Genomic DNA, 13,184 nt, shown 5'->3' with positions numbered 1-13,184 from the left:
TCATCAGAACCGCTTAACGGCGGATACGATGCGTGATTTCAGCCTGTGCTTCCTGCAGCGCCTGGTTGATGTCCTCGTTGCTGTCGACCACCTTGTCGAGCGCCGAGTGGACCGCCTCTTCGGCAACCTGGTCATACTTGCTGCGCTGGATCGCCGGAATGTGCGCTGCCGCATCGCGCCAGATCAGGCGAGCCTTCTCGTTGCCGAGGAACGCCACGGGCTGCGCAAAGAAGTCGTCGTGCTGCGCGGAAAGCAGCGCCGGGAAGGCGTCGATCGAGCGGAACGATGCGAGCTGCTCGTCCGGACGCGTCGTCAGGAACTTGATGAATTCCCATGAGAGCTGCTTTTGCGTGGCCTTCACCGGAATCGACCAGAAGGTGCCGCCGAACGATGCATAAGCGCCATCGGGCAGATTCGTTGCGCGCCACAGGCCCTTCGTATCCGGTGCGATCCATGACGAGAGGTGGCCGCCGAGCCATGCGCCCATCATTTGCGTGGCGACCGTGCCGCGCTTGAAGCTTTCGGCCCATTCGTTCGACCACGGCGTGATCTTCGCGTCGAGACCGAGATCGCGCGCCTTCTTCGCCAGCTCGAATGCCTTCACGAAGCGCGGCGACGTCACGACCGGATTGCCGGCCTTGTCGAAGTACACGCCGTCGCCTTCCTTCAGGTCAGCGCGAATATAGATGTCTTCGATATCGCGCGACGACGCCATCAGGTACGCGCCCGTCGCCTTCTTGATCTTCTGCCCGGCCGCCAGATACGACTCCCACGACTTGGTCAGGTCGGCTTCGGTCACGCCAGCCTTGTCGAGAATGTCCTTGCGGTAGAACAGCGTGCCCGGACCGATATCGCCCGGCATGCCGACAATCTGGCCGTCCTGCGTCGTAGCCTGTGCGAATGTGTAGTTGATGAACTGGCTCTTGTACTGACCGGCGTTATAGGGCGGCTTCGCCAGGTTCTCGAGACCGCCGCCCGCTGCAAAGCGACCAATGAAGCCGACTTCGACCGCCATCACGTCGGGCAGGTCCGAGCTCGTTGCGAGCGCGGTGGTCATGGCGTTGTGGTGATCGGCGATCGCGAGCGACGAGACCTTGATGTCGACGTCCGGATGCAGCTTCTTCCACGCGGGAATCGCGTCCTTGATTTCCTGGTCGAGCTTCGGAAACACCGCGACAGTCAGCGTGGTGTTGGCATGTGCAGCCACGGTAGCCAGGCTGAGCAAGACTGCTGCGGCAGTGCCTGAAAAACGGAATTTCATTACATGTCTCCTGATGAAACGTTTGTGAGTGACGTTCAATTGCTCCCCTGCTGCTACGAACTACTTCCCCTGTTGTATTGATGTGCAGTGCTTGACGCCCTGCTTGCCGCGCTCCGCTGTTTGAAAGCGCTTTCACAGCAAAACTAAAAAAACGATCCGATCTGGACGCGGACCTTAAGCAACAGTGCTCCCCGGGCTCAACGACGGCCCGATTCGACGCGTCGTTTCGCGCGTCACCAGCGTGAGCGGAATGGGGCTCAGCGCGATGGGCTGCTTGCGGATCATCTGCACGATGCCTTGCGCGGCGAGACGGCCGATTTCATAGGTCGGCTGGCGTACCGTCGTCAGAGGCGGCGTCATGTACGAAGAAGTCGGCAGATCGTCGAAGCCGACCAGCGACACATCCTCGGGCACGCGCACGCCGCGGCGGAACATGGCAAGACGCGCGCCGTAGGCGGTCTGGTCGTTCGCGCAGAACACCGCGCTCAACGACGGCCGGCGCACCAGCAGCCGCTCCATGGCCGCGAGCCCGCCGGTTTCGAGGTAATCGCCCTGCTCGACCAGATCGGCGTCGAAGCCTATCCCCGCTTCTTCCAATGCGATGCGGTAGCCGTCGAGACGCTCGATCGCGTCTTCGTGACTGCTCGGGCCGGCAATGAAGGCGATCTCTCGATGACCCTGCTCGATCAGATGGCGGGTCGCGTCGCGTGCGCCCTGCAGGTTATCGATCGGCAGGCCCGCCAGCGCCGTGCCGTTTTGCACCGAGCGCCCCAGCACGAGCATGGGCGCGTAGCGCGAATATTCGGTGAGCGTCGGTTCGTCGAGTTGCGCATGCAACAGAATGATGCCGTCCACGCGGCGCGCGATGAATTCTTCGAGGCGCGCCTTTTCGTCGACGACATTCCAGCGGCTGCTCACGAAAATCGGCGTGAACCCGGGTTCGGAAAGTGCCTCTTCGATACCGCGCAGCCACTCGGCGTAAAACGGACTCGACACGGCCTGCGTCAGAACGCCGATGGTTTCGGTCCGGCCGCTCGCAAGACTGCGCGCAAGCACGTTTGGGCGATAGTTGAACCGTGCGATCGCCTCTTCCACCGCGCGCTGCTTCTCGGGCAGAACACGCGCGGTGCCGTTCAGGATGCGCGACACCGTGCTCGGAGACACGCCGGCTGCGCGCGCGATTTCTTCCAGCGTCACGTTGGGACCCGGAGTGGGTCCGCTCTGGACATTGGGCGCGCCGGGTGCTTCGTTGGTGCCATCGGTCATGAGTTCCGCCTGAACGTTTCCATGAAAGCGCTTTCAAACAATGAAAAAAGCGATTTCAGATATGAATTCGATGTGACTAATAAACAGAAACCGTGGAAAAAGCAGCCGGTGCGACCAGGGTGGAGGAGAGATCGCACCGGCCTCTCTATATGAGAGAATTAAGCAGTACCTAACACAAAGAGATCACAACAACTACGGGTAAAGCGAAGTCAAATCAGAACATGTGCATGATGCCCGCGAACACACCGGTCTGGCTGTGGCCGTAGTTCGGGTTGTCGTTCGACGACGTGCCCGTCGCCGCGTCGAAGTTGTTGTTGCCGTACGAGCCGTTGCCGAGGTTGATGTTCGACGTCGAGCTGTTGTGCACGTAGCCCGCTTCCGCGTACAGGAACGTGCGCTTCGACAGGTTGTACGTCGTGCCGAGCGTGAACAGCGTGGCATTGCCGTTGCCGTTGTTCGCGTTCGCATGGAACACAGCAGCCGTGATCGCCGAAGCGTCGTTCACCTGCCAGCCGGCGCCGATCCACTCGTGGTCCACCGTCGTCGGTGCGCGCACGCCAGCCGGCTGCGACGCGTCGGTCACGCCCACGCTTGCGTTGGTGGCGCTCGGTGCGCTCAAGTGCTGGTAGCCAGCGTAAATCTTCACCGGACCGATCACGTACGTACCGCCAGCGAGAATCGAGCGCGAAGCCGAATACACGTTGTTGAACGAACCGTCTGCACCGCGGACTTCGTCATAGATCACACGGAAATCGCCGCTACCCCACGTGTAGATACCTTCAATCGCGTTCGTGCGGCCCTGGCCCGTCGGCACGCCTTGTGCGTTGACCGGCGCCGAGTTCCAGCTCGTGTTGTTGGTCAGCGAATACTGGCCCTTGAACACGAGACCGCCGAACAGCGTGGGCGAATCATATTCGGCTCCGTTGCTCGTGCTCGCCCAGTTACGGCCGCGCACCAGCGTCGAGATCGCGTAACGCTGCATCAGCTGCGGGTCCGCGCCCCAGCTGTCCTGCGAGAGTTCGCCGGCGCCGAGGTTACCCATCTTGAACAGACCGAAGCGGTCGTTGCTGAAGCCCACCGTGGCGTGGCGACCGAACAGGTTGCCCGCCGAGGCGCCCGTCATCGTATTGAGCTGGCCTTCCAACTGGAACACCGCCTTCGTGCCGCCGCCGAGATCTTCCGAACCCAGCAAGCCGAACCAGGAGCAACCCCAGTCGCCGCTCTGTGCCGAGAACTTGTTACCGCCCGGCAGGCCGGTTTCGTACTGCACGCCGTTGTCGATACGGCCATACAGGGTGACGCTGCTCTGCGCGTGCGCCATCGTCGTCGCAGCTGCCATCACCGACAATGCAATAAGCTTCTTTTTCATTAGATATCCTATATATATTCTCGCGTCTCCAAACCGCGCAGGTCGCGTGCGCTCTACACGTTCCCTACCAGGCTGCCTCACTGAAATGCTCCAAATCACATTTCGAGGCGATTATAGGGACGCCCCCGCCCCGTGTATCGAACCGGCGGGCTAGGGAAAACTCTGTTACCGATAACAGTTGCGCGCCGCGCGGCCCAGGAGTAGGCCCCTGCTTTGTGACCATCCCGTTATGGTCACAAAGCTCGCAACTCCGTTTGCGGTCGTATGGGAAAATATGCTCGGCGAGGGAAGTGTTCCGAACACCCGTGCTACTTCGGCCAAATTGCGCTTGACAGCGCTTTCAAACGCGACGCTTCGATGTTGTGAAGTTGCAACGACAACACGAAAACTTTTGGCCGTTGTGTCTGCAGCGTTACAGCTCCGCTGATAGCGCTGTCAAAAGCAGGCCTCCGCAATAGCGACTATGATCAAGGTATACCCTGCCGGGCAACGAGTTGAGATTCGCCGTTAAGCGCACTCAGCGCGGGACTTTGATTCAATCCCGCGGGCTTTTCGGCTTCAAACGATCGCGCCACGCAATACGCCGCGCCTCGACTCCCGCTGTTCCCCGCCACGTCGCGCGCGCGACGTCCCGTCCGAACGCAATGCACCAGCACGCACCAGCGCAACTTCGCCGGGCGACGGTACCGCCGTTCCATGCCCGGCCGGCAAAACCCTCGACGCGCCATTGCGGTGACCACTACACCGCGCACCGCGCGGGCGGGTTTGCCCTCTGACTTCCGCGGCCCTGCTTCGAAGAGGACCGGAAGACTTGCTGCCGGATGTGACCGGCACTTTTGCCACACTGCAAGGAGGTATCGTGAAAGCCATCATCACTTCCACGCTCGCGTTGCTGATTTCCAGCGCCATGGTGCCGGCCGTTCAGGCTCAAACCGACTCGGGCGCAAACAACCCGCAACTCGCGCACAACGTCCGGGTCGCTTTCGCGCGCAATGGCGTCAACACTTCTCACATATTTGTCTTTGCTCGAGGAGGCACCGTCACGCTGCTCGGGTGGGTAGACGCGCACGAACAGGTCGCGCTGGCCGAGCGCAGCGCGGCTTCCGTCGAGGGCGTGCAATCGGTGGACAGTTGGCTTGCGCGTGGCCGCTGAAATATGCGAGCTTGCATGAAACGGCGCGCGTACGAAGTTTTCTTCGTACGCGCGCCGTACGCTATTCGTTTTCTTGTTCATTGATCGCGCTGCGCAATCATATGTTTGATCCGTTTGATCCAGCCGCCGCGCCCATAGTCGGTCTGCTGCAGAAACACGGCAATCACGATGATCAGGCCTTTAAGGACTAACTGGGTATTGCTGTCGATATCGTTGAGCAACAGAATGTTGCCGAGAAAGCCGAATATGAGCACGCCCGCCACCGTGCCCGAGATACGACCAACGCCGCCGGAAAGGCTCGTGCCGCCAATCACCACGGCGGCGATCGCATCGAGTTCCCAGCCGGTCCCGGCATCGGCCTTCCCCTGGCGGTACTGTGCTGCATAGAGCACCCCAACCAGCGCCGAGAGCAGGCCGGAAATGGCGTACGCCATCATCTTGTAGCGGTTGACGTCGAGTCCTGAAACCACGGCGCATTTCTCGTTGCCGCCTATCGCGTACAGATATTTGCCGAACACCGTGCGATTCATCACAAAGCTGAAGACCAGCGCAATCACGAGAAAGAAAAGCGCGGGAACGGGAATCAGATTGAACAGCAGCGCTCTCAGATTCTCGATTTCGGCGGTCGCGTTCGTCCCGCTGTAAATCGAATAGACGGCGGTGTCCTGCCCGGCAATCAACCGCGCGGCGCCGAGCACGCCAACCATTGCTGCGAGCGTGACGATGAACGGCTGCATGCGCCCACGCGTGATGATCCAGCCGTTGATGCTGCCCACCGTGAAGCCCGCGAGCGGCACGATCCAGAGCACGCCGGCGAGCGGCATGCGGTGCGCCGCGTGCAATGCGATATAGAGGCACGCCAGCGCCGCGCACAGCAGCGCAACGCCGCCGCGCACCGCGCGTGCGGCGCCCGTGTGCGCGCCATGCGAATGTTGCGGCCTGCGCCATGCACCCAGCACGATGAATACGATCGAGAACACGGCAATCGCATTGAGCACGAGCGAGGCGTAAGTCGCCCGGTTCCATCCTTCTGTCGTCAGCAGCATGGCCGTCAGCACGCTGCCCAGCCCCATGATCGCCCCGACGGAAAGATCGATGCCCGCAGTGATGATCACGAGCGTCATGCCGATCGACATCACGCCGACGTTGGCGACCTCGCGAAACACATCGGAGATATTGGCACTGGAAAGAAAGATGTTGCTGCCGTCAGTCGAGTGAGGTGAGGTGAACGCACCCACCACGAGCAGCAGGATCAGCCCCAGGTAGTACTTCAGGTGCGTCATGAGCGTGCTGATTTGACGCCTGCGCGTTGGCGCATCCGGCTCGGCGACATGGTCCTGCACATGCAGCATGGTCAGCCTCCAGTCAGGGTCGATTCAAGGCGAAGCGAGATTGATCAGCAGGTCGCCGGAAAAATCGCTGCGCGGCACGATCTGTTTGGCACGCCCTTCGCACAGCACGAGAATGCGGTCGCACAGCAAGGTCAATTCGTCGATCTCCGAGCTGGCGATCAGCACTGTCACGCCCGAGCGCGCCGCGTCGAGTATCTGGCGGTAAATCTCCGCTTTGGCAGCGACGTCGACGCCGCGCGTCGGTTCGTCGAGCAGCAGGATGCGCGGCTTCGTCATCAGCCATTTGCCGATAATGAGCTTTTGCTGATTCCCGCCCGACAAGCTATTGGCGCTTTGCGCGACGCTGCGATGCTTGACCCGCGAGGCGCGCGCCTGTTCGGCGGCCCAGCCGCACAGCCTGCGCCGCCGGTAGAACGGAAAGCCAGGCACGCGCGGCAACGACGGCAGGACGAAATTCGCTTCAAGCGACTGGTCGAGTACGAGACCATCCTTCTTACGGTCTTCGGTCACGAACGCAAGACCCGATTCCGCTGCTTCATTTGGAGACCTGAATGACCGATGCCGCCCGGCGATGGCAATGACGCCCTCCTGCCGGTAGGCCGAGATCCCGTAGATGGCCTCGAGCACTTCGGTCTTTCCCGCGCCGAGCAGGCCCGAGAGGCCGAACACTTCCCCCGCGCGCACCGAGAACGACACATCGCGCACCATCGCGCGCGACGGTCCCCACAGCGAAAGATCGCGCACCTCCACACTCGTGCTGCGAGCACGCGGCGCCTCATCCGCGCCGCGCTCGGGCGGCGCGAAGTCCTTGCCGATCATCATCGAGACGAGCGCCGTCGAGGACTCCACCTGCGCGACCGGCAGCGTCGAGATGCGCCGGCCGTCGCGCAGCACGGTCACGCGGTCGGCCACGGCGAAGACTTCGCCCAGCCGGTGGCTGATCAGCACGATGCCCATGCCGCGTTCGCGCAGTTGCCGCGTGAGCGTGAGGAGCGCGTGGGTCTCCGCGTCGGAGAGCGCCGAAGTGGGCTCGTCCATGATCAACACCCGTGCTTCGGCCACCAGCGATTTGGCGATTTCCACCAGTTGCTTTTCGCCCACCCGCAGCGCGCCGACCAGCGCGTCGGGACTCGCGCGAAAGCCCAATTGGCCAAGTACGTTGCGCGCAGCCGTGCGCATGGCGCGCCGGTCGGGAAAGCCCCAGCGTGTGCGCGGTTCCTTGCCGAGGAATATGTTGTCGACTGCGGAGAGCGTATCGACGAGGTTCAGTTCCTGATGGATGACCGCGATCCCTGCATCGATCGCGTCGTTGACGCTAGCGAGACGCGTGGGCACGCCCCGCACGCGTATCGTGCCGCTGTCCGGCGTATACAGGCCGCCCAGCATCTTCATGAGGCTCGATTTGCCCGCGCCGTTCTCGCCGACGAGCGCATGCACCTCTCCCGCCACGACATCGAAGTCGACGCTCGATAACACGGCGCTGCCGTTGAACGATATCGACAGGCCGGCCGCCTCGATGAGCGGCACGGTGGCAGTGGCATTCATTCAGGAGTGGCTAGCAATATACGCCTTGGCGTTGTCCGCAAAAATGCCCTGGGTCGGCAGCGTGACCTTCTTCGGGATCTTTTCGCCGTGGAGCAGCTTGAGCGCCTGGCGTATGCCTTCGGCGCCAGGCGTGGGGTACATGAACGTGCCGGCAAGGAGGCCTTGCGAGACCCACGTCGCCCCCTCCTGCGGCAACCCGTCGATGCCCACGAACTTGATGCTCTTGTCGCGCCCCGCGTCCTTGGCCGCGAGATAGGCGCCGTAGGCCATGGGATCATTGTGGCCGTAGACCACATCGATTTTCGGATTCACGCGCAACACCGTCTTCATATACTCGTACGCCTTGTCTTGCTTCCAGTCGCAATCCACGCGTTCGCCCACGAGCTTGATGCCAGACTCCTTGCCGATCACGCTCGCCGCGCCGTCGTGGCGGTCGTGAGCCGGTTGCGCGCCGAAGCCGCCCCATACCTCGACGAGATTGCCCTGCGCGTGACCCGGTCCGCCCATCAGCTTGACGATGAATGTTCCGGCTTCGCGGCCGATCTGCACGTTGTCGCCGCCGATGAACTGCGTATACGATTCGCCATTCACCTCGCGGTCGAGCACGAACACGGGAATGCCCGCCTTATAGGCCTTTTCCACCACGCCTGTCAGCCCCGCCGACTCCTTGGGCGAAATGAAGATCGCATCCATTTTCTGGGCAATGAAATTCTCCATGTCGGCGTTCTGCTTGTCGGTGCGGTCGCCGGCGTCGGCAATGATCAGATCGACCTCGGGATGCTTCGCGGCCTCGGCTTTCATGTCCTTGTTGAACTGCACGCGCCAGGGCTCGACCGTCGTCACTTGCGAGAAGCCGAAGCGATATTTCTTCTGCTGCCCGAACGCGGGCGCGCTGAGCGTCCCGAGAAGACCCGCTGCACCGGCAAGCGGCACGGCGACCAGACCCGCAATCAGAATGCGTCGTTGACTGTCCATTGCCCTGTCTCCTTTGTTGTCTGAACCGGGCGGCGCGTGCGGCCAGCCTCGGGTACTGCGAAAAATAAAACGTTATAGCGGCGGCGCAGCGGATGCGCGCGCCGTCTCGCCCCATTCGTCATACCGCACCGGGCCCGTGCTGTCGCGCACACGCAGGTCGGCACGCATGCGCAAGTGCACGATCTCGGAGGTCTCGCCCAGCAACTGCTTGTGGAGGAGATGCCAGATGCCGCGGGCAATCGCCTCGGCAGGCTGACGAATGGAACTGATGCCGGGACGCAGCACCGACATCCACGGCGCTTCGTCGAAGGAAAGCAGCGAGATGTCGTCGGGCAGTTGCAGGCCCGCGTCGCGGATCGCCCGCAGCGCGCCAAGCGTCGCGACGTTCGCGCCCGTGAAGAGCGCCGTGGGGCGCTCACGCGCGGCTAGCACGCCGAGTGTCGTCGCGTGGCTTTCGGTATCGCTCATGCCGCACACCACGACGTTGGCGTACTGCGCGAGTCCGGCGCGCTCCATCGCGTCCTGATAGCCCTGGGCCCGCTCGCGGCTGTTCACGAGGTCGAGCGCATTGACGATGAACGTGATGCGGCGGTGACCGAGCGCGATGAGATGCGCGGTGCCGTCCATCGCCGCACGATGACTGTCGGTCGTGACCGTGTTGGCGGGAAAACTGTTGTCCACGCGATCGGCCATCACGAGCGGCACGTCGCATTCGCGCAGTTCGCTGATCGCGTGCTCGTAACCGTGGCAGGGAATGATGATCATGCCCGCGACCTGGCGGGAGAGGACGAAGCGGATGCGTTCCGCTTCGCGTTCCGGGTCCTCCTGGGCGTGCGCGAGGATGAGCCGGTAACCGGATTCGAGTGCGTGGTCTTCGAGCGCGCAGACCAGTTCGATGAAGAACGAATTGGTCAGGTCGGGGACGACAAAACCAATCGACGTGGAGCGGCAACTACGCAATTCGGCGGCCAGACTATTGCGCCGGTAGCCGAGCTTGCGGGCCGCCTCCCAGACCTGCCGCTGCCGCGCTTCGCTCACGTTCGCAGCGCCCGCGAGCACCTTCGACGCCGTGCCCAGCGAGACCCCCGCCGCGTTCGCGACGTCCTTGAGCGTACTGGCACTCTTCTTGCGGTCGTCCATGCTGGTCTGTCCGCCTGAGGTTATGCGCCTGGTGTTATCGGTCCGTTATCCGTCGGAACTGAAACGTTTCATAGAGTAGGAAATGGATATTCAGGGTTCAAGGGAGGGTTTTTCCGGGGCACCAGCGAGAGGGAGGACTAGCGGTAATTCACGAAGTTGATGATGTCGTTCAAAAACCAGGGAAGTATCAGCTGGGTGTCGGGATCGCTCACGCCCACCGTGAGCCGCGGTGGCTTCGAAGCAGGTGCGCCCGGGTTCGCACCATAGGGCGAATGCAACATGTAGCTGTTGGTGTCGGCAGCGGGCGGCGACGACGAAGCACAACCGGCAACGAGGAACGCGAGGAACGCTGCGCAGCACAAGCGCTTCATGATAGGCAATCTCCAGCCACGTGATCTTGAGAATCTCAAGCGTACCATTGGCCCCGCCGCTGCCGTGCAGAGCTGTGCACGCACCTTGCTTGCCTGGTAGTTGATCAATAGCCGAATTGAGTTGAGTGGGAATCAGAATATCTGCCGCATGCCGTCTCCCTGCTTTATGCAAAAGCCAATCAATCAAATGCGGCTGCGACCAGTAAACTTCGGCTTCGTTTTCACCTCCGTTGACACGTATCAACGGGAACAACGCGCTTCTTGACGCATCCACCTACGCTATCGAACGATCGCAAGATATTCTCTGCCGGCTTATCCACGCCACTATGAGAAGCGCTTTCCATGAAAATCAATCGCATCGCTTTTATTCCCGCCGCAATGCTGATCGTAGGCACGGCACTTCCGGCTCTTGCGCAGCAAATCGTCGTGTACCCCTCGAAAGGCCAGAGCGCCCAGCAGCAAAGTTCCGATGAAGGTGCTTGCTATGCGTGGGCAAAAGAGAAAACGGGCATTGACCCGGCGGTAGTTGCCAACGCTGCGCCGCAAGCTCAAGCGCCGAATGGTCAACGCGTGAGGGGCGCCGCCGGAGGCGCGGCCATTGGCGCCGCCGCTGGCGCGATCGGGGGCGACGCGGGTCACGGCGCGGCGATCGGCGCCGTGGCCGGCACGGTTGCCGGCGGCGTGGCGCACCGGCACCAGCAGCGTGCCGCAGCGGCGCAGAACGCACAGATGGAATCGGCGCAACAACAAGCGCTCGCCAGCTATCGGCAGGCCTGGGATGCTTGCATGCAGGGCCGCGGCTACTCGCTGCGCTAAGCGCCTAAGATATCGAAGAGAAACGCAGTAAAGAATCGCGAAGATGGAAGGACCACGTCGCACGAAACGACTACGTGCAACGCGGCCCTTCCGAAAGCAAGAGGCGCGCTTAGCGGAAGCCGTAAATCAGAACCTTCTTGCCCTCGAATTGTTCCTGCACACCTTGATCGCAATTCGGCGGGCACGTCGTGCCGTCGGCGGTGGGCCCGGACGACGGCGAATAGGCTCTGTAGACGACGGATTCGATGAGCGTGCCATCGTCGGAGACCACGATTTGCAGGTCGGTCTCGACACCGGCCGCCACCGGCCCGCCGCTGCCATAGACCAGTTTCATGATTCCCGTGCAATCGGAGTTCACGGTGTAGGTGCCGCTTTGATACGGATTGAAGGCAGTCTGCCCGCCTTTGGGAAAGCCATTGATCATTCCGAAGTCGGTACGCGTAAATTTACCCGAGCCGTCGAACGTCACGATGGCGACGTCATCGAGTGTCAACGGTGAGGCAAACGGGTGCAGCTTGTTGTTGCTATCCAGCAGGCCGAGAATTTCGCCGTGTCCATGAAATCCGTAAGCTCCCCTTAACGTTTGGTTCGAACAAAGGCCGCCGGCCTGCGCGGCGCTACTGAGCGAGAAAAGTGCAAAGGCTGTTGCCGACAAAATTCTTGAATACTTGATCTTCATGGTCATCTCCTTGTCACCGTATCAGGCGCCTGGCTTCACAACGCGCAGCGGGCCAAAGCAGTCGTCCGCGGAGGCGCCGGCATCTGCCGGTCAGCGCTCCGCTTCCTAAGCCTATGGAACCGCGCACGCTCGCGCCTCCATCGTTTGATGGAGAGAGTGAGCCGGTGGGAGATTGAGTGTGAAACGAATACGATGAGAGCGGCGCTACGGCTTCACATCGTAATGCACCAGTTCGATTGCGTTCGTCGCGGGCGCGCCCCTTCCGGCCAGACGGCCCTGGAACTCTTCACGCACCACGCGCTTGACGCTCGGGGCATACCAGAGCGTCTCCTCCATCGGGCCGCCGCCCGGGCCATACTGCGGCTGCCAGACACCGCTCATCGTGATCTTGATCGCGGAGAAAGCGCCCGCCTTCGTCTTGACCGTCTCGACGCCATCCACTTCACATTGGGCTCGGCGCTGTACCCTCATGCCTGAAGGAGCGGTGGCCATGCAGTCCGCCTCATAGCGCTCGCCGGCTCGCAGCGGAAAATGCAGCGCGATCCCGCAGGAACGCGCGTCGGCGCCATTGGGAATCACATTGGCTTCGGAGGTGAGTTCCAGATGCCCGCCGCCGGGGCCGATCAGAAGCGATGCGCTGCCATCGGCGTGGACGGACGTCACGGTTTGCGTGAAGGTTCGTCCCTTACCGGACAACGGGTCGGACCGCTCGAAGGTCCAGTTGTCCCCCACCCTGTAGTGCGGCGCATCCTGAGGCAGCACGATGGATACGGCGTCGAGCGCGAAACTGGCCGGGGCGCCAGGCCCCGCCGCCAGCACGCCCACGACGCCGATCACTGCAGCGCGACAGACTAGCGGCCTCATTGGCCCTGTTTCTGCAGATATTGCCGCACGTCGCTCATCGACACCCTCCCTGTATGCGCCGTGTCGATCTGATCGAAATGCTGCGAGATATACCCCAGCCCGCTGCTTTGCGCCTGAGCTTTCGTGATCGAAGCGCCGTTGCTCAATGCGGTATTCGCGCCGAGGCGCGCCTCCACCCGCTGTTGCGCCTGTTGCTGTAGCTGCGTACCGGTGGAAGGTGTGAGCGGTGCTGGCCGGTTAGACGGGAAAAATGGCCCATCCACACCGTGGCCGCCCTTCGGAAGTTGAACGGGCGCCACCGCTTGCGTTGCTGCCTCGGCAATGCCTGTTGTGACCACAGCAACCGCGCCAAGCATGAACGGCGCAATGCACCACAGCTTTTTCAATGTAGAC

13 protein-coding genes are annotated in these 13,184 nt (G+C 62.0%); 2 read left to right on the top strand and 11 right to left on the bottom strand.

Features of this window, described 5'->3' with window-relative positions; translation table 11 throughout:
- Positions 1-13: 13 nt before the first annotated feature.
- The 3 genes from E1N52_RS17185 to E1N52_RS17175 form a co-directional block, all read right to left on the bottom strand.
- Positions 14-1,261 (bottom strand): ABC transporter substrate-binding protein, encoded by a 1,248-nt coding sequence (locus E1N52_RS17185; RefSeq protein WP_133183957.1) that lies wholly within the window; start codon positions 1,259-1,261, stop codon positions 14-16.
- Between the two features lie 174 nt (positions 1,262-1,435).
- Complete coding sequence (locus E1N52_RS17180) at positions 1,436-2,527, bottom strand: LacI family DNA-binding transcriptional regulator (RefSeq protein ID WP_133183956.1); 1,092 nt, start codon at positions 2,525-2,527, stop codon at positions 1,436-1,438.
- 214 nt (positions 2,528-2,741) lie between these two features.
- A complete protein-coding gene (locus E1N52_RS17175) occupies positions 2,742-3,896 on the bottom strand; it encodes a porin (protein ID WP_133183955.1) in 1,155 nt (384 codons plus the stop codon).
- An 811-nt stretch (positions 3,897-4,707) separates the two neighbouring features.
- Here E1N52_RS17175 and E1N52_RS17170 point away from each other — a divergent pair.
- The gene (locus E1N52_RS17170; RefSeq protein ID WP_246089102.1) at positions 4,708-5,049 is read left to right on the top strand and encodes a BON domain-containing protein; all 342 of its coding nucleotides are present in this window, start codon (positions 4,708-4,710) and stop codon (positions 5,047-5,049) included.
- 77 nt (positions 5,050-5,126) lie between these two features.
- On the opposite strand, the gene E1N52_RS17165 is transcribed toward E1N52_RS17170, so the two are convergent.
- The 5 genes from E1N52_RS17165 to E1N52_RS17145 form a co-directional block, all read right to left on the bottom strand.
- A complete protein-coding gene (locus E1N52_RS17165; protein ID WP_133183954.1) occupies positions 5,127-6,401 on the bottom strand; it encodes an ABC transporter permease in 1,275 nt (424 codons plus the stop codon).
- 24 nt (positions 6,402-6,425) lie between these two features.
- Positions 6,426-7,946 carry a sugar ABC transporter ATP-binding protein gene (locus tag E1N52_RS17160; protein ID WP_133183953.1) on the bottom strand — a complete coding sequence of 507 codons (1,521 nt, stop codon included), beginning with the start codon at positions 7,944-7,946 and terminating at the stop codon, positions 6,426-6,428.
- Positions 7,947-8,921 carry a substrate-binding domain-containing protein gene (locus tag E1N52_RS17155; RefSeq protein WP_133183952.1) on the bottom strand — a complete coding sequence of 325 codons (975 nt, stop codon included), beginning with the start codon at positions 8,919-8,921 and terminating at the stop codon, positions 7,947-7,949.
- 72 nt (positions 8,922-8,993) lie between these two features.
- A complete protein-coding gene (locus tag E1N52_RS17150) occupies positions 8,994-10,061 on the bottom strand; it encodes a LacI family DNA-binding transcriptional regulator (RefSeq protein WP_133183951.1) in 1,068 nt (355 codons plus the stop codon).
- A 137-nt stretch (positions 10,062-10,198) separates the two neighbouring features.
- On the bottom strand, positions 10,199-10,432 hold the full coding sequence (locus E1N52_RS17145) for a hypothetical protein (RefSeq protein ID WP_133183950.1): 234 nt from the start codon (positions 10,430-10,432) through the stop codon (positions 10,199-10,201).
- Between the two features lie 342 nt (positions 10,433-10,774).
- Between E1N52_RS17145 and E1N52_RS17140 the strand changes: the two genes are divergently transcribed.
- Entirely contained in the window at positions 10,775-11,248 is a 474-nt protein-coding gene (locus tag E1N52_RS17140; protein WP_133183949.1) for a YMGG-like glycine zipper-containing protein, read from the top strand.
- 109 nt (positions 11,249-11,357) lie between these two features.
- On the opposite strand, the gene E1N52_RS17135 is transcribed toward E1N52_RS17140, so the two are convergent.
- The 3 genes from E1N52_RS17135 to E1N52_RS17125 all read right to left on the bottom strand — a co-directional run bounded on the left by E1N52_RS17135 (position 11,358) and on the right by E1N52_RS17125 (position 13,147).
- On the bottom strand, positions 11,358-11,927 hold the full coding sequence (locus E1N52_RS17135) for a hypothetical protein (RefSeq protein WP_133183948.1): 570 nt from the start codon (positions 11,925-11,927) through the stop codon (positions 11,358-11,360).
- A 204-nt stretch (positions 11,928-12,131) separates the two neighbouring features.
- Positions 12,132-12,764, bottom strand: coding sequence for a hypothetical protein (locus tag E1N52_RS17130; protein WP_133183947.1), 633 nt, complete (start codon positions 12,762-12,764; stop codon positions 12,132-12,134).
- Between the two features lie 23 nt (positions 12,765-12,787).
- A complete protein-coding gene (locus E1N52_RS17125; RefSeq protein ID WP_205965630.1) occupies positions 12,788-13,147 on the bottom strand; it encodes a 2-oxoglutarate dehydrogenase in 360 nt (119 codons plus the stop codon).
- Between the last annotated feature and the right edge of the window lie 37 nt (positions 13,148-13,184).

Source organism: Paraburkholderia guartelaensis, assembly GCF_004353905.1.
Taxonomy (GTDB): domain Bacteria; phylum Pseudomonadota; class Gammaproteobacteria; order Burkholderiales; family Burkholderiaceae; genus Paraburkholderia; species Paraburkholderia guartelaensis.
This window is presented reverse-complemented; position numbering and strand designations above follow the sequence as displayed.

Bases quoted from the DNA above. Each gene is read 5' to 3' on its own strand.
- E1N52_RS17185 (WP_133183957.1), bottom strand. From the start codon at position 1,261: ATGAAATTCCGTTTTTCAGGCACTGCCGCAGCAGTCTTGCTCAGCCTG.
- E1N52_RS17180 (WP_133183956.1), bottom strand. From the start codon at position 2,527: ATGACCGATGGCACCAACGAAGCACCCGGCGCGCCCAATGTCCAGAGC.
- E1N52_RS17175 (WP_133183955.1), bottom strand. From the start codon at position 3,896: ATGAAAAAGAAGCTTATTGCATTGTCGGTGATGGCAGCTGCGACGACG.
- E1N52_RS17165 (WP_133183954.1), bottom strand. From the start codon at position 6,401: ATGCTGCATGTGCAGGACCATGTCGCCGAGCCGGATGCGCCAACGCGC.
- E1N52_RS17160 (WP_133183953.1), bottom strand. From the start codon at position 7,946: ATGAATGCCACTGCCACCGTGCCGCTCATCGAGGCGGCCGGCCTGTCG.
- E1N52_RS17155 (WP_133183952.1), bottom strand. From the start codon at position 8,921: ATGGACAGTCAACGACGCATTCTGATTGCGGGTCTGGTCGCCGTGCCG.
- E1N52_RS17150 (WP_133183951.1), bottom strand. From the start codon at position 10,061: ATGGACGACCGCAAGAAGAGTGCCAGTACGCTCAAGGACGTCGCGAAC.
- E1N52_RS17145 (WP_133183950.1), bottom strand. From the start codon at position 10,432: ATGAAGCGCTTGTGCTGCGCAGCGTTCCTCGCGTTCCTCGTTGCCGGT.
- E1N52_RS17140 (WP_133183949.1), top strand. From the start codon at position 10,775: ATGAAAATCAATCGCATCGCTTTTATTCCCGCCGCAATGCTGATCGTA.
- E1N52_RS17135 (WP_133183948.1), bottom strand. From the start codon at position 11,927: ATGAAGATCAAGTATTCAAGAATTTTGTCGGCAACAGCCTTTGCACTT.
- E1N52_RS17125 (WP_205965630.1), bottom strand. From the start codon at position 13,147: ATGCTTGGCGCGGTTGCTGTGGTCACAACAGGCATTGCCGAGGCAGCA.